The organism is Sphingomonas sp. P4_D12 (assembly GCF_056401895.1).
Map to the genome: position 1 here is coordinate 1 of NZ_JBFUIL010000005.1, position 20,712 is coordinate 20,712.

17 protein-coding genes and 1 pseudogene are annotated in these 20,712 nt (G+C 64.3%); 8 read left to right on the forward strand and 10 right to left on the reverse strand.

Features of this window, described 5'->3' with window-relative positions; genetic code table 11:
* Positions 1-231 (forward strand): aminotransferase class I/II-fold pyridoxal phosphate-dependent enzyme (locus AC1DSD_RS10055; protein ID WP_478029897.1); only part of this gene is annotated, 231 nt, incomplete at its 5' end.
* Positions 232-237: 6 nt separating this feature from the next.
* On the opposite strand, the gene AC1DSD_RS10060 is transcribed toward AC1DSD_RS10055, so the two are convergent.
* From AC1DSD_RS10060 to ccoN, 9 genes are read right to left on the reverse strand one after another with little or no spacing between them, the layout of a single operon-like run.
* Complete coding sequence (locus AC1DSD_RS10060; RefSeq protein WP_478029898.1) at positions 238-483, reverse strand: hypothetical protein; 246 nt, start codon at positions 481-483, stop codon at positions 238-240.
* Positions 467-616 (reverse strand): cbb3-type cytochrome oxidase assembly protein CcoS, encoded by a 150-nt coding sequence (ccoS, locus tag AC1DSD_RS10065; protein WP_066590482.1) that lies wholly within the window; start codon positions 614-616, stop codon positions 467-469. The genes AC1DSD_RS10060 and ccoS overlap by 17 nt, the downstream gene beginning before the upstream one ends.
* Positions 613-2,757: a heavy metal translocating P-type ATPase gene (locus AC1DSD_RS10070; RefSeq protein WP_478029899.1), complete on the reverse strand. Its 2,145-nt coding sequence runs from the start codon at positions 2,755-2,757 to the stop codon at positions 613-615. Before AC1DSD_RS10070 ends, ccoS begins: the two co-directional genes overlap by 4 nt.
* On the reverse strand, positions 2,754-3,212 hold the full coding sequence (locus AC1DSD_RS10075; protein WP_478029900.1) for a FixH family protein: 459 nt from the start codon (positions 3,210-3,212) through the stop codon (positions 2,754-2,756). The genes AC1DSD_RS10070 and AC1DSD_RS10075 overlap by 4 nt, the downstream gene beginning before the upstream one ends.
* A gap of 3 nt (positions 3,213-3,215) precedes the next feature.
* Positions 3,216-4,703, reverse strand: coding sequence for a cytochrome c oxidase accessory protein CcoG (gene ccoG, locus AC1DSD_RS10080; protein ID WP_478029901.1), 1,488 nt, complete (start codon positions 4,701-4,703; stop codon positions 3,216-3,218).
* A 1-nt stretch (position 4,704) separates the two neighbouring features.
* A complete protein-coding gene (gene ccoP / locus AC1DSD_RS10085; RefSeq protein ID WP_478029902.1) occupies positions 4,705-5,619 on the reverse strand; it encodes a cytochrome-c oxidase, cbb3-type subunit III in 915 nt (304 codons plus the stop codon).
* Complete coding sequence (locus AC1DSD_RS10090) at positions 5,612-5,773, reverse strand: cbb3-type cytochrome c oxidase subunit 3 (RefSeq protein ID WP_478029903.1); 162 nt, start codon at positions 5,771-5,773, stop codon at positions 5,612-5,614. Before AC1DSD_RS10090 ends, ccoP begins: the two co-directional genes overlap by 8 nt.
* Complete coding sequence (ccoO, locus tag AC1DSD_RS10095; protein WP_478029904.1) at positions 5,770-6,510, reverse strand: cytochrome-c oxidase, cbb3-type subunit II; 741 nt, start codon at positions 6,508-6,510, stop codon at positions 5,770-5,772. The genes AC1DSD_RS10090 and ccoO overlap by 4 nt, the downstream gene beginning before the upstream one ends.
* A gap of 6 nt (positions 6,511-6,516) precedes the next feature.
* On the reverse strand, positions 6,517-8,148 hold the full coding sequence (gene ccoN / locus AC1DSD_RS10100; RefSeq protein ID WP_478029905.1) for a cytochrome-c oxidase, cbb3-type subunit I: 1,632 nt from the start codon (positions 8,146-8,148) through the stop codon (positions 6,517-6,519).
* A gap of 369 nt (positions 8,149-8,517) precedes the next feature.
* On the opposite strand from ccoN, the pseudogene AC1DSD_RS10105 reads away from it, so the two are divergent.
* Together AC1DSD_RS10105 and AC1DSD_RS10110 are read left to right on the forward strand one after the other, a co-directional pair.
* Positions 8,518-8,616, forward strand: a pseudogene (locus tag AC1DSD_RS10105) (pyridoxine 5'-phosphate oxidase C-terminal domain-containing protein); the annotation flags it as partial.
* A 112-nt stretch (positions 8,617-8,728) separates the two neighbouring features.
* The gene (locus AC1DSD_RS10110; RefSeq protein ID WP_478029906.1) at positions 8,729-9,559 is read left to right on the forward strand and encodes a universal stress protein; all 831 of its coding nucleotides are present in this window, start codon (positions 8,729-8,731) and stop codon (positions 9,557-9,559) included.
* On the opposite strand, the gene AC1DSD_RS10115 is transcribed toward AC1DSD_RS10110, so the two are convergent.
* Positions 9,546-10,820, reverse strand: a complete 1,275-nt coding sequence (locus tag AC1DSD_RS10115; protein ID WP_478029907.1) for a hypothetical protein — start codon at positions 10,818-10,820, stop codon at positions 9,546-9,548. The genes AC1DSD_RS10110 and AC1DSD_RS10115 overlap by 14 nt on opposite strands.
* Positions 10,821-10,934: 114 nt before the next feature.
* Between AC1DSD_RS10115 and AC1DSD_RS10120 the strand changes: the two genes are divergently transcribed.
* The 5 genes from AC1DSD_RS10120 (at position 10,935) to AC1DSD_RS10140 (ending at position 20,660) form a co-directional block, all read left to right on the forward strand.
* Positions 10,935-11,540, forward strand: a complete 606-nt coding sequence (locus tag AC1DSD_RS10120; RefSeq protein ID WP_478029908.1) for a CGNR zinc finger domain-containing protein — start codon at positions 10,935-10,937, stop codon at positions 11,538-11,540.
* Between the two features lie 176 nt (positions 11,541-11,716).
* Complete coding sequence (locus AC1DSD_RS10125; protein ID WP_478029909.1) at positions 11,717-14,611, forward strand: TonB-dependent receptor plug domain-containing protein; 2,895 nt, start codon at positions 11,717-11,719, stop codon at positions 14,609-14,611.
* A 30-nt stretch (positions 14,612-14,641) separates the two neighbouring features.
* Positions 14,642-16,024, forward strand: a complete 1,383-nt coding sequence (locus AC1DSD_RS10130; protein WP_478029910.1) for a serine hydrolase domain-containing protein — start codon at positions 14,642-14,644, stop codon at positions 16,022-16,024.
* A gap of 94 nt (positions 16,025-16,118) precedes the next feature.
* Entirely contained in the window at positions 16,119-18,902 is a 2,784-nt protein-coding gene (locus AC1DSD_RS10135; RefSeq protein WP_478029911.1) for a valine--tRNA ligase, read from the forward strand.
* Between the two features lie 285 nt (positions 18,903-19,187).
* Entirely contained in the window at positions 19,188-20,660 is a 1,473-nt protein-coding gene (locus AC1DSD_RS10140; protein ID WP_478029912.1) for an MATE family efflux transporter, read from the forward strand.
* Positions 20,661-20,712: the final 52 nt, after the last annotated feature.

Below are 20,712 nucleotides of genomic sequence, written 5' to 3' on the forward strand. Positions count from 1 at the left end.
CTGATGGTCGGCGATCCGGTCAAGGCGAAGCGGATCAGCGACATCCTGCTCGCCGAATACGGCGTCTATGTTCAGCCGATCAACTACCCGACCGTGCCGCGCGGCACCGAACGCCTGCGCTTCACGCCCGGCCCCGCCCACGACGAAGCCATGATGCGCGACCTCACCAAGGCACTGGTCGACATCTGGAACCGGCTGGAAATGGAAAGCGCCGTTCGTCTCGCGGCGTAACGGCGATCAGCAATCGGGACAGTCTTCGCCGTCGCTGGCCAGCTTCCGGCTGCAAACCGCGTGGCACCCCGTAGGCGATTCCTCGCGCGGGGCTTTTTTGCGATCGAGCGGGATGGCGATGCGGTGACTGCTATCGCCGCAGATCGACAGCGTCAGAACCTGTGAAGGCGGGCAGCAGGCAATAGCCAGCGCCAGCCGAGTAACCGCTGCAATCCCCATCCAGGCCGCCGCGCCCTCAATCATCTCGATCATCCTCGATCAGAATACGCATGGAGGCGCCGTCGAGATCCTCGAATTGGCCATCGCGAACCGCCCAGAAAAAGGCCGCGAGACCAGCGAGGCCGAGGCCAAGCGCGAATGGGATGAGCAACAGGATGCCGTTCATCGTACCGCGCCCCTCAACCGCAGCGCATTGGCGACGACCAACAGCGACGATCCCGACATCGCTGCCGCGGCAATCAACGGCGTCACGTGCCCCAGGATGGCGAGCGGCACGGCGATCGCATTGTAGCCGATCGCCAGCGCGAAGTTCTGGCGCACGACCGACATTGTCCGCCGCGCGGCCGCGATCGCCAGGGGGACGGGCATCAACCGGTCGCCGAGAAAGACGATATCGGCGGCGAGCGTGCCGACATCGCTCGCGCTTCCCGGGGCCATCGCAACGTCCGCGCTTTTGAGCGCCGGACCGTCATTGAGCCCGTCGCCGACCATCAGGACGTGGTGTCCCGCAGCTTGGAGCTTGCCGACGTGATCATATTTGTCGCCCGGCGACATCCGCGCCTGGGCGGCGACGCCAAGCGTGGCGGCGAGTTCCGCCACCGCGGCGGGCGTGTCGCCCGACAACATCTCTACGGTCAATCGCGAACGATGCAGGCGCGCGATCGCCTCCGCCGCATCGGGCCGGGTTTCGTCCCTCAGCACGACCATGCGGGGCGGCTCTTCGCCGATGCGATAGGCGATAGCGGTGCGATCATAGTTCGGTGCAACGTCGCCGGCGATCCAGTCGGGTCGTCCCAGCCGGCAGCGGATCCCGGCGATTTCGCCTTCGAGCCCCAATCCGGCCTGTTCGATCAGATAGGCGGAGGGCAGCGCCACCGCGCCGGCTCGTTGCGCCGCCGCCGCGATGGCGCGCGACATCGGGTGCGTGCTGCCGCGTGCCAGGGTGTACAGGATCGACAAGGTGGCGACGTCGTCAGGCATGCCGCTGACTGGAGCGAAGCGTCCCAGCGTCGTCGTTCCGGTCTTGTCGAGCAGCACGGTATCGACGCGCGACAGGCGCTCGATCGCACTGCCGTCCTTGACCAGCATGCCCGCACGCATCAGCGCACCCGAGGCGACGACATGTGCGATCGGCACCGCCAGCCCCAGCGCGCACGGGCAAGTGATGATGAGCACGGCGACCCCGATCGTCGCCGCGTGATGGACGCCGGCACCGGCGATCAGCCAGCCGAGGAAACTGAGCGCAGCCAGCGTATGGACCGCGGGTGCATAAAGGCGCGATGCGCGATCGGCGATCCGTACATAGCGCGATTTGACCTGGTGCGCCGTTTCCATCAGCCGCGCGATATCCGCAATCGCCGTATCGTCGCCCGTTCGCGTCACACAGATTACCAGCGGGGCGGCGACATTGATGGTGCCGGCGAGAACCTCGCCATCGGCCTCCACCGGGTCGGGCGCGCTTTCGCCCGTCACCAGCGATCGATCGACCAAGCTCGTGCCGGTCTCGACGATCCCGTCGACCGGGATCCGCTCCCCGGCGGCGACGAGCACGCGGTCGCCGGGGCGCAGGTCGGCGATCGGCCGCCGCGAGGACGATCCATTGGCGGCAAGGACCAGCGCGTCGGCGGGAACCTGGTGGAGCAAGGCCGCGACGCTGTCGCGGGCGCGGGCGCGCATGACGCTGTCGAGGAAGCGCCCCGCGAGCAGGAAGAACAGCAGCATGACCGCGCCGTCGAAATAGGCATGCTCGCCGCCGGTGGCGGTTTCGTAGAGACTCATCAGCGTGGTCAGCACGACGCCGATCGAGATCGGCACATCCATGTTGGTGCGGCCACGACGCAGCGCGCTCCACGCATTGGTGAAGAAGGGCCGGCCGGCAAAGCCTACCGCCGGGATCGCGATCAGCGCGGACAGCCAATGGAACAGGCCGCGCGTCGTGTCGTCGGCGCCCGACCAGACCGATACCGACAACAGCATGATATTCATCGCCGCGAACCCGGCCACGCCGAGCGCGAGCAGTAGCCGGCGGCGTTCGCCGTCCTCGCTTGCGCTCTCGGCAGCGGCGAACGGATGCGCCCGAAAACCCATCCCCTCGACCGTGCGGACCAGCGTCGCCGCATCGATTGCCGGAGCATGGGCGACATGCAGCCGATGCGTCGAGAGATTCATCCGGGCAGTCGCGATCCCGGGCAGGGCATGCAGGCCGCCCTCGATCTTGGCGATGCACGAGGCGCAATGCACGCCCTCGACGGTCAGATCGGTCGTTGCCAGCCTGTCGTCGCGGCGGATGACGACCGGCGCGTTCATACCCTGATCTCATCGTCGAACGCGGCCTTCTCGGCGCCGGTATCGACCTCGATGCGCACCAGCCACCGGCCATGCGGCAAGCGGTCGACCGAGCGGTACATCCCGTCCCCGATTGACCGCAGACGAACCTTCCGCTGCGCAACCAACCCGACGGGATGGTTGGCGACGATGCTGACCATCGCGCCCTCGACTGGCCGGCCGGCGCGCGACAGGCGCAGTGAGATCGTCCCGGCGGAATCGGCGGTCGGCGCGGCTTGCCACCCCTGGCGCTCCTGCTGGCGGCCCTCTGCCAGCCAGCGATTGTAATGCGTCGTCGCGACATAGGAATTATCGACGACCAAGCCGCCAAACGTGCGGATCGCGTCGCTGGCCATCACCATGTTGACCGCGATCACCACGCCGAAAAAGCCGATCATGATCGCCAGCATGTGCCAGCCGGTGAAACGTGCGGTCATCATCTACTCCGGGCGTTCGAAGACACTGGACACGGACGCGACGCCGCCTTCGCGATCGAGCGCACGCGCGGTGAAGGTGATCGGCGTATGCTCTTCCTCGGCTGCGGGCGCGGCCACGAACAGCGGCACTTTGGCAACCTGATCGGCCGGGACGGTCAGGCGGATCGTGCGGGTGGCGGCCTCGCGTGACCCTTGTTCGGTCCAGATCACGGCATCGACTCCCTGCAGATGCAGTTCGACGCTGCGCGGGCGACCTTCCATATTGCGCACGTTGATCGAATAGCTGTTGCGGATGCTGCCGTCCGACAGCCGCACCCACATCGGATTGCGGTTCTGCAGCGCCTCGACCGTCAGCCGCGTGCGCGTGCCGAGCGAGAAGAGCATGGCGAGCCCGACCGCCGACCAGGCGGTGAGATAGATCAGCGTGCGCGGCCGCAACAGCCGGCGCAGCGGCGGCAATGCCGGCTTGCCCGCGGTCTCGAGCTGCGCATCGACCTCCGTCGTATAGCCGATCAGCCGCGGTGGTCGTCCGACCCGCTTCATCACGTCGTCGCACGCGTCGATGCACAGGCCGCAAGTGATGCAGCCGATCTGCGGGCCTTCGCGGATGTCGATCCCGGTCGGGCAGACCGCGACACAGGCATTGCAGTCGATGCAATCGCCGATCCGCGACGCACCGGTCGCGAGGTCGGCCAGTACGATATTGCCGTCGCGCGCTTCAGCAGCACGCTTCACGCCATGGCTACGCGGTTCGCCGCGCCAACTCTTGTAAGTCACCGCGAGCGTGCGCTCGTCCATCATCGCGCCCTGGATACGCGGCCACGGACACATATAGATGCATACCTGCTCGCGCATCAGGCCACCCAACGTGAAGGTGGTGAAGGTCAGGACCCCGATCGTCGCATAAGCGACGAATGGCGCGGCGCCGTCGAGGAGTTCGCGGGCGAGGGTAGGCGCATCGGTGAAGTAGAAGACCCAGGCGCCACCCGTCGAAACGGCAATCGCCAGCCACAGGACGATCTTGCTCGTCCGCTTGGCGATCTTGGCTGGTCCCCAAGGCGCGCGATCGAGGCGGATCTGCGCGTTGCGGTCCCCCTCGATCATGCGCTCGACATGCACGAACAGATCGGTCCAGACCGTCTGAGGGCAGGCATAGCCGCACCAAGCGCGGCCGACCGCCGAGGTCACCAGGAACAGTCCGATCGCCGCCATGATCAGCAACCCGGCCACATAATAGAATTCGTGCGGCCAGATCTCGATCGAGAACATGTAGAACCGACGATGCGCCAGGTCGATCAGCACCGCCTGATCGGGAGCGTAGGGCCCGCGGCCCCAGCGCAGCCACGGCGTGACGTAATAGATGACCAGCGCGACCGCCATCACCGCCCATTTCAATCGGCGGAACGTCCCGTCGATCTTCTTGGGAAACACCTTGCGGCGCGCGGCGAAGAAATGTTCCTCGCCCTTGGTCAGGTCGCGTGGGTCCGACATCTCACTTGGCCGCGACGGTCGTGGCCGGTGCCGCGGCTGGGAGCGCTTCGCCGCCACCGAGCGAATGGACATAGACCGCCAGCATCTTCAGCGTGACCGGGTCGAGCTTCTTTCCCCAGGCCGGCATGATCCCATAGCGCGCATTGGCCACCGTTTGGGTCAGGCTGTCGCGATCGCCGCCATAGAGCCAGATCTTGTCGGTCAGGTTCGGCGCGCCGAAGTCGCGGTTTCCCTGGCCATTGGCGCCATGACACGCCGCGCAATTGTTGGCGAAGATCGTGCCGCCACGCTTGGCCGACGGGCTCATCGCTTCCTGGTGCGAGATGAAGCGCACATAGGAAACGGCATCCTGAACCTCTTCGGGCTTGAGGATCTCGTCCTTGCCGAACGCCGGCATCTGCGACATGCGCGTGCTGTCGTCGCCCGGGAACCGTACGCCGTCGAGCAGGGTCCGCTGGATCGACTTGATGTCGCCGCCCCACAACCAATCGTCGTCGTTCAAATTGGGATAGCCCTTGCTGCCCGCGGCGCCCGATCCGTGGCACGCCGAACAATTGATGCGAAACGCCGCGCGGCCACCGTCGATCGCCGCGTGCATCAAGGTCGGGTTCTTCTCGATTTCCTCGATCGGCAGACGATCGATCGCCGCGAGCGTGGACGCCTTGGCCTTTTGATCGGCGGCGAGTTCCGCCTCCAGCTGGCCCTTGCTGGTCCAGCCCAGCACGCCCGGCGTACCGCGCGTCAAGAGCGGCCAGGCCGGATAGGCGATGCAATAACCGATCGCGAAGACGATGGTCGCGTACAGGATATACAGCCACCACCGCGGCATCGGCGTGTCGAGTTCTTCGATCCCGTCCCATTCGTGACCGACAGTCGGGGTGCCGGTCGCCTGGTCGATGCGGCCTTTCTCAGACATCGGCCTGATCCTCTTCGAAAATGCTGGTGGCGGCGCGGCGCGTGGCCGCACTCGAATTCGGGCGGAAGGCCCAGCCGACAAAGCAGAGGAAGGCCACGCTCATCAGCACGAGCCCCCAAGAGTCGGCGAATTCGCGGAGCGCATTATAGCTCATCGTGCCTGCTCCCGTGCCGCCGCCTTCTTGAAGTCGACCTGGGTGCCGAGCATCTGGAGATAGCCGACAAGCGCATCCATCTCGGTCAGCCGGCCGGGATTGCCGTCGTAATCGCGCGATTGCGCGCCGGGATAGCGCTTGGCGAGTTCGGCCTTGTCGCCGTCGCCGAAGTCGCCCTGGGTCAGGACGTCGGCGACCGCTTTCTTGACGTCGTCGTCGCTGTACGGAACCCCGACGTCGCGCAACGCGGTCAGGTCGCGGTCGATATTGGGCAGCTTCAAATCGCGCTCGGCGAGGAAGGCATAACCCGGCATGATCGATTCCGGCACGACCGAACGCGGATCGGTCAGATGCTGGCGGTGCCATTCGTCCGAATAGCGTCCGCCGACGCGGGCCAGATCGGGGCCGGTGCGCTCAGATCCCCATAGAAACGGGTGGTCGTACATGCTCTCCGACGCCAGGCTGTAATGGCCATAGCGTTCGACCTCGTCGCGAAACGGGCGGATCATCTGGCTGTGGCAGAGCGAGCAGCCTTCCCGGATGTAGATGTTGCGCCCAGTGAGCTCGAGCGGGGTGTACGGCCGCACGCCGTCGACCTTGGGCACCGTCTCCTTGATCCAGAACAACGGCGCGATTTCGACGATGCCGCCGATCGCGACGACGAGCAAAGAGAGCACCAGCAGCAACATCACGTTGCGTTCGACGACCTTATGCTTCTGAAGGAATGAAATGGCCATTGCTGCTTACTCGGCGGCAAGAGGAAGAGGAGCGGCGGTGGCACCGTCGGCGGGCGTCCGGACCACCGGACGGTCGCTGGCCGGGTCGAACGCGGCATCGGCGAGTGGGGCTTCGCTGCGCAGCTTACCCGCGATGGTCATCCAGATGTTCCAGACCATGAACAGCGCGCCGACGAAGTAGAGCAGGCCACCGGCGGTACGGATCACGTAATATGGATGCAGCGCGGCGACGACTTCGGCGAACGAGTAGACGAGATAGCCGTCCTGGCCATATTCGCGCCACATCAGGCCCTGGGTGATACCGGCGACCCACATCGACGAGGCGTAGAGGACGATCCCCAGCGTCGCGCACCAGAAGTGCCAATTGACCATGCGCAGCGAGTAGAGCCGCTCGCGACCCCACAAGCGCGGCGTCATGTAATAGAGCGCGCCGAAGGTGATCATGCCGTTCCAGCCGAGCGCGCCCGAATGGACATGGCCGATGGTCCAGTTGGTGTAGTGCGACAGCGAGTTGACGCTCTTGATCGACATCATCGGGCCTTCGAAGGTCGACATGCCGTAGAAGGCGAGCGCGAAGACCATCATGCGGATGATCGGGTCGGTGCGGATCTTGTCCCAGGCGCCGTTGAGCGTCATCAGGCCGTTGATCATGCCGCCCCAGCTCGGCATCCACAGCATCACCGAGAACACCATGCCGAGCGTCTGCGCCCAGTCGGGCAGCGCGGTATAGTGAAGGTGGTGCGGACCCGCCCAGATGTAGAGGAAGATCAGCGACCAGAAGTGAACGATCGACAGGCGATAGCTGTAGATCGGCCGCTCGGCCTGTTTGGGCACGAAATAATACATCATGCCGAGGAAGCCGGCGGTCAGGAAGAAGCCGACCGCGTTATGGCCGTACCACCATTGCGTCAGCGCATCCTGAACCCCGGAAAAGGCCGAATAGGATTTCGATCCCAGCCATGACGGCGGCACCGAGATGTTGTTGACCAGGTGCAACATCGCCACGGTGATGATGAAGCCGAGATAGAACCAGTTGGCGACGTAGATGTGCGGTTCCGACCGCTTCACGATCGTGCCGACGAAGACGATCAGATAGCTGACCCAGACAATCGTCAGCCAGATGTCGACATACCATTCGGGCTCGGCATATTCGCGGCCCTCGGTGATGCCCAACATATAGCCGGTCGCCGCCAGGACGATGAACAGCTGGTATCCCCAGAACACGAAGCGGGCGAGGGCGGGTGCGAACAGCCGCGCGCGGCACGTCCGCTGCACGACATAGAAACTGGTCGCGATCAGCGCGTTGCCGCCGAATGCGAAGATGACCGCAGAGGTGTGGAGCGGACGCAGGCGCCCGAAGGAGGTATATTCGATGCCGAGATTGAAGATCGGCCATGAAAGCTGCGATGCGATCAGGATGCCGACCAGAAATCCGGCGACGCCCCAGAAGACGGTCGCGATGACGCCCCAGCGTATCACGTCGTCATAATAACGGTCGGGACGTACCGCTTCCGGCGCGCGCCCTATCTGCCGCAGCGTATAGAAAGCCGCGATCGTCGCCGCGGCGGCGGAGATCATCATGTGCACGGCAAAGCCGGTATCGGCCGCAAAGCCCGCTGCGCTCACGCACAGGAACATCAATAGGAGCCAACCCCCGGCTCTGGTCACGACGTCGTCCAAATCGACCCCCCGAAAAGCGTTGTCACCCCGGTTCATGGGGGTGGCGGCGGCTTAGCCGGGGGGATCGGCGCGGCTCTATGCGTAGTTTCCCCAAGGCCTTGCCGGCGCGATGGGCCGGTGGCCGTCAATGCCGCGAATTCCTTGACCACGATCAAATCCAGGCCGTGGAGCAGGGGTTTATGGGTCTTTGCGACGAGGCGGCAGAGGGGGTAATCGGTCCGTCTCGTCGCTTTCCATCAGCCGAGGCACGATCCGTCATGCAGGCCGACGCATACCGAGCGTTTCGACGGGCAACACGTTGCCCGACCGCCCTTCTGGAGTGGCTATGCCATGCCTCCGACCTCGATCGAATTCTGGTCGGATGGCGCGGTGCGTTCGCACGAACGGCGGGAATATCGTCGTTGTTGCGATGGACGGACGATATAGGCGCTATTTCCCTGATCCGACGGAGATCGAGCTGGCGCGACGCGCGTGATCCTCGCCGAGCTGAATGGGTCCGTAATACCCCGAATATCGCGGTCGCAGCCGGCGCAATAGGGTGAGCGCCGGCTATTTCGCGGGGACGGCGATGAAGAATATCCTGGTATTGATCCATGACGACCCGGGGCAGGAGGCGCGCCTCCAGCTGGCATTGGATGTGACGAGGATGTTCAACGGGCACCTGATGTGCCTGGACGTCGCAATTCCTTCGATCGCGCTCGCGGACGAGGCATTCGGCGGTGGGGTCGGCGCGATCCTGCTGGCCGAAGAGGTCACCCATGAGGCCGCCAATCGCACCCGATTGGAGCAGCGGCTGAAGATCGAAGGCGTTTCCTGGGAATGGGCTGACGCGACGGGCCGGGTTGCCCCCAGCCTGCGCGCTGCGAGTCAGTTTGCGGACCTGATCGTCGTCAACCGGCGGCTGGACGATTTCCCGAGTTCGGACATGCGCGCCGTCGCCGGCGAAGTGATCGCGCGATCGGGCAAACCCGTATTCGCCGTTCCGGAGAGTCTGCGCCGATTCCGGCCAGCCTGTGCCATGATCGCCTGGAACGGATCGACCGGCTCGATGGCGGCGGTGCGGCACGCGCTTCCTCTTTTACAGCACGCCGACCGCGTGTTCCTGACCGAAGTGGAAGGGCGCGGTGAAGGGTCCGCCGAGGCTGCGGCCAGCTATTTGTCGCGATACGACGTGCATGTCCGCGTCGAGCGACTGGCGCCCGAAAACGGCGACATCGGCCGCACGTTGATCAGCCGCGCAGTAAGACACGACGCAGGCTATATGATTGCCGGCGGATTCGGGCACTCGCGGTTGACGGAAGCGCTGTTCGGCGGCGTCACTCGCGACTTGCTCACGCACGCTCCATGTCCCGTGTTCATGGCGCACTGACGGTAATCATATCCTGCGCGCGAGCATCGTCCTTGAGCGGAGAGAGCGCAAAGGAAAGCAGCGGGAGCGATAGCGCATAGGCATATTGCGTGAGCGAGACGCCGATGTTGAACGGGAACCAGATAGTGGGAACCCCAAGCCGGGAAAGCTCATTGATGAACAGCGCTACAGCGACCACCGCCATCGTTGTCAGTGCTAGCAATCTGCGTTCGCCGCGCGCGATGATCCGCACCGCAATCACCACGAACAGGACGGCGAAGACGGCGCGTCCAACGGCGACCAATGCATCTGCATGTGTGATCGCTCCGACGACTCTTACCACCCAGGCGGCTATACCGGTCAGCAAGACGATCCGCCTATCGCGGCCGTCCGCCCAGTCGTTCCAGGCAGCCGTCCATGCCAGCATGGCGAGTGGCGAGAGCAGAATGGCGTTCTGCCGATCCAGTGTCGAAATACCGATCAGGTCGGTCCAGGAGGCGACCGCGTTTCCCAGCCTGAGGCAAGCAGTCGCAACGAGGGCGATCGATAACCACCGGGCAAAGCCTGGCCTGGCCATCGAGGGAGCCACGACGAGCGCGATCCCGGCGAGCAGGAACATCATGATCGGTAACGCGATTTCGACGATGTAGCCGGCAATGGTTCGATGCCATTGGGCATTGTACAATGTGTCGCCGAACGAGGCCGCGGCCAGAGTGGGCACGCTCCTGAGTCCGCCGCTCTGATTGTCCCGACCAAGTCCCGGCTGCATGAAGGCCCTGATCGCCAGCAACGCGGAATGCTCGCCCACCGATCGCGGAAGCTTGACCAGGAACGGCCGGGCACCGACCACTTTCGGATCATGGCCCAGCCTGCCGATGCCGCTGATCGGCTTGCCATTCCAGAACATCTCATAACCGTCATCGACCATCGTCGGGCCAAGCAACGCCAAGTCGCCCTGCGCGGGCAAGGCGACGCGGCGGCGATACCAGCCATAACCCTCAAGATCGGGATGGCCGCGCGCGTGCCAACCGGCGAGATAGCCGGGAAGGCCGACGTCGAAATCGTGATTGCTCGGTAGCGAAACCAGGTCGATCCGATCCCAGTTGCGATCGTCGGTCCGCGGGTCGGCCCATCGTGGATCGTCGCCCGCGTGGAAGCGCCACGACCCGTCCAGCACCCTCGCCGGGCCAACCGGATCGGGCCGGCCGCCGATCGCGAGCGTTGCGACGACCGAGAGCAGCATCACCAGACAGAGAGAGCAGAACCAGAACCGCTGAGACAATTCGCTTCCCCTACAAACTGCCCGAACGAAGGTGCATTTGGAAACTGAAGCAGGTAGATCTGACTGCACCAGTTAAATGTGTTTTACTGGTGCAGTCAACGGAGTGCAGGTTGGATGGCCATTTCCTCTCCCCGTCCGGTTTCCGCGATCCGCCTGGATGGCGGCCGCTTGTCCATCGATTTCGCCAACACGATCCACGACCGGTTCGCGGCGGACGTGGAGGATTATATCGCGACCCCCGAACGCTATGTGGAATGGGCGAGGCGCTCGGGCGCGATCGCTGCCGACGAGGCGATGGAGGTATCGCGTTTGGACGGAGAGGGCGAACTCCTCATGGCGGACGTTCGCTCGCTGCGGGACGCTACCTATCTCCTCTTGTCGGCATACATCGACGATGTCGCGCTTCCCAAAGGTCCGCTGCTCGTTGAAAATCATTGGCTCCTGCATGCCCGACGGAGCCAGTCGCTGGCAGAAAGCGGCCTACTAGCGTTGCAGGTGGACCCGGAGGATCTTCGCCTTCCTCTCAAGCGGATCGCCTTGGACGTCGTGGACACGCTCGCGGACGCGCGCGCCGGCAAGTTCACGCTCAAACGTTGTGCAAACCAGAGCTCCTGCGGATGGATATTCGCGGACACCAGCAAGAACGGGCGACGACGGTGGTGCGCGATGCAAACCTGCGGGACCGCGAGCAAAACCGAGACTCGCCGCAACAAGAACTGACATCTGCGATACGCCGCGAGCAGGTGCCGAGCAGCGCGGGATGAACAGAGCCCGATCATAACTCCAGGTTATCGGCGCAAGACGTAATTGCGATTGATTCCTCGCCCCCGCTCACGGACGTTGCAGTGCCCGGTCAGCAATAAGACCGAGAGCAAAATAAACATCAGGGGAAAATCATGGGGCCTCATTCGTGTTCCAATGCCGCACGTCTGCGCTACGCGTACCTTGCTGGTTGCGCCGCGATCTTGCTGGTATCTCCGCCCGCATTTGCCGCGAGCGCCAATAGCGAGGCGCCGACCGGACAGGAAACGCCCCCTGTTACTCAGCCGAGTGACGATCAACCGCAAAAGGACATTGTCGTCACCGGTTCGCTGGTGCGCAGCACCGGCTTCACCGCACCGACGCCGGTCACCGTGATCGATGCCGACGCCTTGGCGCGGGTCTCCGCGCCCAATGTCGCCGACGCGATCAACCAGATGCCGGCGCTGCGTCCCTCGCTCACCCCGACCAGCGCCGTGAACGCCGGCGGCGGCACCCAGATCGGCGGCAATTATCTCGACCTGCGCGGTCTCGGCTATGCCCGTACCCTGGTGCTGCTCGACGGTCGGCGCTACGTGCCGTCCAACCCGACCGGCGCGGTCAACCTCAACAACATCCCCCAGGCCTTGATCGATCGCGTCGACATCGTGACGGGCGGGGCCTCCGCCGCTTATGGCGCCGATGCCGTGGCCGGTGTCGTCAACCTGCAGACCAAGGCGAATCTGGAAGGGCTCAAGGCGACGCTGCAAGCCGGCGAGGCCGGAGCGGGCGATTATCGCAACGTGCTGATCTCGGTGGCGGCCGGGACCAAGCTGACTGACAGCATGCACCTGGTATTGGCCGGCGAATATTCCGACAATTCCGGTATCGCCCGCTTGGCCGCGCGGCGATGGGCCGCGGCCGGCGCCGGTCTGTTGGCCAACCCCAATGCCGGCAATGGCGGGCTCGGCACGCCGAGCCAACCGCGTCAGTTTCTCGTTACCAGCGGTCTGCGCAACAGCAATTCCACGGCCAACGGTGTGATCACCGGAGTGACCTTCCGGCCCGGTTCCGGCTCGCCGATCAACACCATCACCGGCCTGCCGTCCTATTTGAAAGGCGTGCAGTTCAACGATGCCGGTCAGGCGGTACCGTTCTCGCTGGGAACCCTGACGACCTCGGGCACGATGCTGGGCGGGGACGGCGTGAACGGCATGGCCGACCAGGTCGGGGCGACGCCGATCACGCGTTATACCGCTTATGGCAAGCTGAGCGGCGACGTCGCGCCCGGATGGACTGCGTTCATCGAGAGCTCCTACAGCCATTTCCATTCGCTGCAGGACGGAATCCCCTCGACCTTCAGCTACACGATCGCGGCGGACAATTTCTATTTGCCGAGCCAATTGGCGGCGACGATGGCGGCCAACAAGGTTGCCGCCATCACCGTCAACAAGCTCGCCGATCAGAATGCGCGGACGCTGACCAGCTACAATACCGACGTCTATCAGATCACGCTGGGCGTGCATGGCGATCTCGGCAAGAGCTGGTCGTTCGACGGCTATTACGGCCACGGCCGCAACTACAACGACAATATCAGCCGGAACAACCGCATCCTGGCCAATTACGCCCTGGCGATCGACGCCGTGGCCGATCCGGCGCATCCGGGCTCGGCGATCTGCCGATCCACCCTGACCAAGCCGGGCAATGGCTGCATCCCGCTCAACATCATGGGCAAGGTCGATCCCAACAATCCGGCCTTGGGCTATGTCAACGGCGTCGCCGAAACGATCAACGACATCGAGCAGGACGAGCTTTCGCTCACGCTGCGCGGCGAACCCTTCTCGACCTGGGCCGGCCCGGTGTCGCTGGCCCTGGGTGGCGAATATCGCAGCCAGTCGCTGAGGGTGAATTTCGACAGCGCCTCGCGGGCCGGCGCCTATTCCGCTCCAGCGCTTCCTTATTCCGGCAGCGTCGACGTCAAGGAGGCGTTCGGCGAGCTGCTGATCCCGTTGCTCGCCGATTCACCTTTCGGTAAACGGCTGAGTGTCGACATTGCAGGCCGCATTACCAATTACACGACCTCGGGAACGGTCGAGACCTGGAAGGCGGGCGTCGATTACGCGATCAACAAGTCGATCCGGCTGCGTGCGACAGAATCGCGCGACATCCGCGCGCCCAATCTGGCCGAATTGTATCAGAAGAGCGGCAGCTCGTTCCTGACCGTCACCGATCTCGACCCACGCTATCTCGGACAGAGTTATCTGGTCACGGCGCTGACCGCGGGCAATCTGAACCTGAAGCCGGAAATCGCCAGGACCTTCACGGGCGGTGTGGTGCTGACGCCGAGCTTCATTCCGCGGCTGAGCATCTCGGTCGACTATTACAATATCGACATCAAGAAGGCGATCATCCAGCTGACGCCGGCGACGATCGTCCAGCAATGCTTCACCACCAACACGGCCGCTTGCCAATATATCACCCGGGACAATAGCGGGCTGATCACCACGGTGTTCAGCGGGCCGACCAATCTCGCTTATGCCATGACTCGCGGTATCGATGTCGAGATGAGCTATACGATGCCGGTCGGCAGCGATCGCATCGTCTTTCAGGGGCTGGTCAATTATCTGATCAAGACCGAGACCTATGACGGGACCGTCCACGTCCGATTGGATGACAGCGTGGTCCAGCCGACCGTCGCCGGCATGGGCGGCAACCCGCGGTGGAAGGCGAACGCCAACATCAGCTATATCGCCGGCGACTGGCGCCTATCAGCCACCGCCCGCTATGTCGGCGGCGGCTTTATCGACCGCACCTTGACCGCCAGCAATATCGACAAGCTGACCGTCAACGGGCGGCTCTATGCCGACCTGTCGGGCGAAGTGACGATCTTCCGTCCGCATGGCGCGGGCAGCAAGGTCGCGCTGTTCGCGGCGGTCCAGAATCTGTTCGACAATGATCCGCCGATCACCGGCGCCGGCGGCTATGGCACGACGCGCGCGCTGTACGACACGATCGGTCGCCAGTTCATGGGTGGGTTGCGCGTGAAATATTGAGGCTGATTGCCGAAAAGAGGGGAGGGTAGCGTGACTCGGATTGGATATCTGCCGCTGGTCGCGCTCATCGCGATGTCACTGATGGCGCCCGCGGCAACGTCCGCCACGCCGGCCGAGCCGATGACGGCCAAGGCAGCCGCGGTCAAAGCCGCGCTGGCTGTGCCCGCCACCTCGGCCCCCCCCGGCTGCGCGGTCGGGCTGTTTCGCGGCGGCAAGACCGAATTGCAGGTCAATGACGGCTATGCCGATGTCGCCACCGGGCGCCGGATCGACGCCGACACGCAATTCTACGCCGCCTCGGTCTCCAAGCAGTTCACCGTTGCGGCCCTGATGCAATTGGTCGTGGCGGGAAAGGTTCGGCTCGACGCCGACGTCCATCGCTACCTGCCCGATCTGCCGTCTTATCCCGATCCGCTGACGATCCAGAATCTGCTGAACATGACGAGCGGGGTGCGTGATTCCCTGGTCCTGCTGCAGCTCGACGGGATCGAACCGCTTTCCCGCGCGACTCGCGCCGAGGCGCTGGCCGAGGTGTTTCAGCAACGGGATACCAAGTTCAAGCCCGGCACCGCCTATGATTATACCAATGGCGGCTATCTGCTGCTGTCCGAAGTGGTCGAACGCGTCTCCGGCGAAAATTTCGAGACTTATGTCGATGCGCATGTGTTGAAGCCACTCGGCATGACCCGCAGCTTCGTCATGCTGGGCAGTCGCACGTCGGACGCCAATGCCGCGCGGGGCTATACCATGCCCGGCGGCAAGGCGGTGCTGACCAACGAATTTCCGTTGTTCGGCGGGAGTGGCGGGTTGATCACGACGATCAACGATCTCGCCAAATGGTATGCCGATATCGACCACGGACATAAGGTCTGGACCCCCGAGGTCACCCGGCTGATGGCCATGCCGGGGCGGTTCACCGATGGCAGCCCGGTGCGCGACCACGGCCAAGGGCCCGTCTATGGCAATGCCCTGCTGATCGGTCCGCACTGGTTCCACCACACCGGTTCCGCGGGAGGATTCAAGACCCTGTTCGGCTATAATCGCGAGCAACGCTTCGGCGTGGCGCTGCTGTGCAACAATGGCGACTATAACCCCGACAAAGTGGCCGATGCCGTGCTTGCCGCCTATGACGGAAACGTGCCGCGCGTCAGCGAGGGCGCACCGCCCTCTTCGCTCAACGGCCGCTACGGCAATCCCAACCTCAAGGCGGTCTATTCCATCGCCCTCACCGAAGCCGGCGGCACGGTGACCGTCACCGATCGCACCGGCAAGCCGCGCGCGCCGCAATTGCTGGAGGCAACCGGGCCCGGCCAATATAAGGGTCCGGGCTACACGCTGAGTTTCGACGACAATGCCATGGGCTTCACTCTGACTATCCCGCGCGTGGTTCTGCACTTCACCAGATTGCCCTGAGGCAATGTTGTCCGGCGAGTCGACGGCTGGCCAAGCAGGCGAACCGACCGCGCCACGGCTTGTCTAGCCCGGCTCAGCCGGTAAAGGCGGTGCGATGAGCACCGAGCTACCCAAGACCTTCGACCCTGCGGAAATCGAGACGCGCTGGTATGCGCATTGGGAGGAGAGCGGCCAGTTCCGCCCCGATCGCCCCGGCGCCGAGCCCTGGACGATCGTCAACCCGCCGCCCAACGTCACCGGCTCGCTCCATATCGGCCATGCGCTCGACAATACGTTGCAGGACGTGCTGGTCCGTCACGCGCGGCTCAAGGGCAAGGATGCCTTGTGGGTGGTCGGCACCGACCATGCCGGCATCGCCACCCAGATGGTGGTTGAGCGCCAGATGGCCGAGCGCCAGCAGAAGCGCACCGATTTCACCCGCGAGGAATTCGTCGCCAAGGTGTGGGAATGGAAGGCCGAAAGCGGCGGCGAGATCACGCAGCAGCTCCGCCGCCTCGGCTGCTCGATGGATTGGGCGAACGAGCGCTTCACGATGGACGAGGGCTTTTCCAAGGCCGTCCTCAAGGTGTTCGTCGACCTCTACAACCAGGGGCTGATCTATCGCGACAAGCGGCTAGTGAACTGGGATCCGGGTCTCGGTACCGCGATCAGCGACCTCGAGGTCGAGACCAAGGAGGTCAAGGGCAGCTTCTGGCAGATCCGCTATCCGCTGGCCGACGGCTCCGGTTCGATCACCGTCGCGACGACGCGCCCCGAGACGATGCTGGCCGACATGGCGGTCGCGGTGCATCCCGAGGACGAGCGCTACAAGGCGATGATCGGCAAGCAGGTGAAGCTGCCGATCACCGGCCGCCTGATCCCGGTGATCGGCGACGAGCATGCCGACCCGACGCTCGGTACCGGCGCGGTGAAGATTACGCCGGGGCACGATTTCAACGATTTCGAAGTGGGCAAGCGCGCCGGGTTCAAGGCGGGCGAAATGCTCAACATGCTCGATGCCAAGGCGCAGGTTCAGCAGACCGCCGATGGTCTGATCCCTGACGATCTGCTCGGCATCGATCGCTTCTGGGCGCGCAAGCTGGTGGTCGAGCGGCTGAAGGAAGGCGGCTTCCTGGTCCTTCATATCGACAAGGACGGGGTCGAGCATGATGCCGAGCCGCGCACAATCCAGACGCCTTATGGCGACCGCTCGGGCGACGTGATCGAGCCGTGGCTGACCGACCAATGGTATGTCGATGCCGAGACGCTGGCCAAGGCGCCGATCGAGGCGGTGAAGTCGGGCGCGATCAAGATCGTGCCGAAGAGCTGGGAGAAGACCTTCTTCAACTGGATGGAGAATATCCAGCCGTGGTGTGTCAGCCGGCAGCTCTGGTGGGGGCACCGGATTCCGGCTTGGTTCGCTGACGATGGACGCATATTTGTTGCCCACGATGAGCAGGCGGCTTTGCTGCAAGCGATTGGGGGCGATAACGCCGGGCTCGACCTGATGGGAGGGTCGGCGATCGTCGTGGAGGATGAGCGCGCCGCGCAGGCGCTGCGCGAGACGCTGGCCGACGATGATAAGACGCTTATCCTGTGGCAGGACCCAGACGTCCTAGACACTTGGTTCTCCTCCGCGCTTTGGCCCTTCGCGACGATGGGCTGGCCTGACGAGACCGATCCCAAGCTCCACGGCCGCTATCCTAACGACGTGCTGATCTCCGGCTTCGACATCCTATTCTTCTGGGACGCGCGGATGATGATGCAGGGCATGCACTTCATGAAGGACGTGCCGTTCCGCACGCTCTATCTGCATGGCCTGGTGCGCGCCGCCGACGGGCAGAAGATGTCCAAATCGAAGGGCAATGTCGTCAACCCGCTCGGGCTGATCGACCAGTACGGCGCCGACGCGCTGCGCTTCTTTATGGCGGCGATGGAAAGCCAGGGCCGCGACATCAAGATGGATGAGAAGCGGGTCGAGGGCTATCGCAACTTCGCGACCAAGTTGTGGAATGCGGCGCGCTTCTGCCAGTCGAACGGCATCGGCGCGTCCAAGACGCTCGAGGCGCCCGAAGCGATGCTCGCGGTCAACAAATGGATCATTGGCGAGACGATCCAGACGGTGCAGGCGGTCGACCTGGCGCTGGTGGATTACCGTTTCGATGGCGCCGCCAACGCGATCTACCAATTCGCCTGGAGCCGGTTCTGCGACTGGTATCTCGAATTGATCAAGCCAGTCTCTAGCGGCGACGAACGCGGCGCGATCGATGATGAGAGCAAGGCGGTCGCGGGCTGGGTGCTCGACCAGATCCTGGTCATGCTCCATCCGTTTATGCCGTTCGTGACCGAAGAGCTTTGGTCGAAGCTCGGCGTGCGCGACGACGACCTGATCGTCGCCAAATGGCCGATCGCCGATGCACGCGCGATCGATCCCGAAGCGGGCAAGGAGATCGACTGGCTGATCCGGCTGGTGAGCGAAGTGCGGTCGAGCCGCACCGAGCTCAACGTGCCACCGGGCGCGCGACTTTCCGTGTATCTTCGCGATGCCTCGGCCGAGACGCAGGCGCGGTTCGAGCGTCTGGCGCCGGCGATCGCACGGCTCGCGCGGATCGATCGCGCTGAGGGCGAGGCGTCGGGCGGTGCGGCGCAGGTCGTGGTGGATGAGGCAACCTTCGTCCTGCCGCTCGAGGGCGTGATCGACCTCGCCGCCGAACGCGCCCGCCTGACCAAGGCGATCGAGGCGGCGGCAAAGGAGCGTGACGGGCTGGCCGGGCGCCTCAACAACCCGAGCTTCGTCGAGCGCGCCAAGCCCGAGGCGGTCGAGAAGGCGCGGGCGGATCATGCCGAGAAATCGGCCGAGGCCGAGCGGCTGACGGCGGCGCTGGCGCGGCTGGGTTAGCCACACTTACAACGTCACCCCGGCCTTGTGCCGGGGTCCACTCCTCCTCTTGCGAAGGCAGGAGTTGTGGCACGGTGGATGCCGGGACAAGCCCGGCATGACGAAGTGACTGCCGACTCCGGGCGAATGCCACTCGCCGCCCAATAACGCCAAGGAACATCTCTCCCGCGAACGGATTATGTTGCGCCTTGGGCTAGGCGAACCGGCGCCCATTCCCTATCGAACCGCACGACAGCGAAACGACTAGCGAATCCGGCCGTCCGGGCCGAAGAAAGGCAATCCACCGTGGCGCAGCCGCCGCAACAGCCTCAGCACCGGGGGCCGGGAGGCCGACGCGATCTGACCGTCGGACCGATCGGCTCGACCTTGCTGGCGTTCGCGCTGCCGACCCTCGCGTCGAACATTCTTCAGTCGCTCAACGGCTCGATCAACTCGATCTGGGTGGGGCGCTTCCTCGGCGAAAGCGCGCTCGCGGCGACCTCCAACGCCAACATCATCATGTTCCTGATGTTCTCCGCCGTGTTCGGCTTCGGCATGGCGGCGACGATCCTGATCGGCCAGTCGGTCGGGCGCAACGATATCGAGGGTGCGCGGCGCGCTTTCGGATCGGCGGTCGGCCTGGTGATCGGCGGCGCAGTCGTGATTTCGATCCTCGGCTGGCTGTTCGCGCCGCAGATATTGCGGCTGCTGGCGACGCCGGGCGAGGCGCAGAACATGGCGCGCGATTATCTGCGCGTGATTTTCCTCGGCCTGCCTTTCTCGATGCTCGGCGTGCTCATCTCGATGAGCCTGCGTGGCACCGGCGATTCGGTCACGCCGCTCTGGTTCATGGGGTTGAGCGTCGCGATCGACAGCAGCTTCAACCCGCTGTTGATCGACGGCATCGGTCCATTCCCCAAGATGGGGATCGCCGGGTCGGCGACGGCAACGTTACTCGCGGGGATCGTGTCGTCGGCGGGCATGCTGCTCTACGTTTATTGGCGCGACCTGCCGATCCGCTTGCGCGGGCACGAACTGCGCTATCTGATCCCCGAAAAGGCGCTGGTGAAGACGATCCTCGCCAAGGGTCTGCCGATGGGCGCGCAGATGCTGGTCATGTCGACCGCCGGTCTCACGATGATCGGTCTCGTCAACCGCCACGGCGTGGAAACCGCCGCGGCCTATGCGGTGTCGCAGCAGCTGTGGACCTATATCCAGATGCCGGCGATGGCGATCGGCGTCGCGGTCAGCTCGATGGCGGCGCAGAATATCGGCGCGGGCAAATGGGAGCGGGTCAACGCGATTACGCGCTCGGGCATCGTCTACAACACGATCATCACGCTGGTTGTCATCACCGCGATCATCCTGTTCGACCGTCAGGTGATGACCCTGTTCGTCGGCAGCGGCAGCCCGGCGATCCCGATCGCGCGGCATATCCAGCTGATCTCGAGTTGGACCTTCGTGATGTTCGGCGCGACGATGGTGCTGTTCTCGACCGTGCGGGCCAACGGCGCGACGGTGCCGCCGCTGATCATCCTGGCGGTCGCTTTCTATCCGGTTCGTCTCGGCTTCGCGATCTTCGGTCAGCCGCTGATTGGTGCCGACGCTTTGTGGTACGCCTTTCCAATCGGCTCGATGGTCTCGCTGCTGCTCGCCGCCTGGTATTACCGGAGCGGCCATTGGCGCGAGCAGGTGCTGATCGTCCCGCCCGAGCCCGAGGCGGAAGAGCATGCCCATGGCACCGGCGAGCCGGCGGGACGGCTGCATCCAACGGGTTGAGCGAGAGTCTCCCCGGCCCCTTGCGCGCAGCGGCGGGGAGGCTCAAATGCGC

Coding starts and splice junctions, on each gene's coding strand:
- AC1DSD_RS10060 (WP_478029898.1), bottom strand. CDS start 483: ATGATCGAGATGATTGAGGGCGCGGCGGCCTGGATGGGGATTGCAGCG.
- ccoS (WP_066590482.1), bottom strand. CDS start 616: ATGAACGGCATCCTGTTGCTCATCCCATTCGCGCTTGGCCTCGGCCTC.
- AC1DSD_RS10070 (WP_478029899.1), bottom strand. CDS start 2,757: ATGAACGCGCCGGTCGTCATCCGCCGCGACGACAGGCTGGCAACGACC.
- AC1DSD_RS10075 (WP_478029900.1), bottom strand. CDS start 3,212: ATGACCGCACGTTTCACCGGCTGGCACATGCTGGCGATCATGATCGGC.
- ccoG (WP_478029901.1), bottom strand. CDS start 4,703: ATGTCGGACCCACGCGACCTGACCAAGGGCGAGGAACATTTCTTCGCC.
- ccoP (WP_478029902.1), bottom strand. CDS start 5,619: ATGTCTGAGAAAGGCCGCATCGACCAGGCGACCGGCACCCCGACTGTC.
- AC1DSD_RS10090 (WP_478029903.1), bottom strand. CDS start 5,773: ATGAGCTATAATGCGCTCCGCGAATTCGCCGACTCTTGGGGGCTCGTG.
- ccoO (WP_478029904.1), bottom strand. CDS start 6,510: ATGGCCATTTCATTCCTTCAGAAGCATAAGGTCGTCGAACGCAACGTG.
- ccoN (WP_478029905.1), bottom strand. CDS start 8,148: ATGTTCCTGTGCGTGAGCGCAGCGGGCTTTGCGGCCGATACCGGCTTT.
- AC1DSD_RS10120 (WP_478029908.1), top strand. CDS start 10,935: ATGGCCATTTCCTCTCCCCGTCCGGTTTCCGCGATCCGCCTGGATGGC.
- AC1DSD_RS10125 (WP_478029909.1), top strand. CDS start 11,717: ATGGGGCCTCATTCGTGTTCCAATGCCGCACGTCTGCGCTACGCGTAC.
- AC1DSD_RS10135 (WP_478029911.1), top strand. CDS start 16,119: ATGAGCACCGAGCTACCCAAGACCTTCGACCCTGCGGAAATCGAGACG.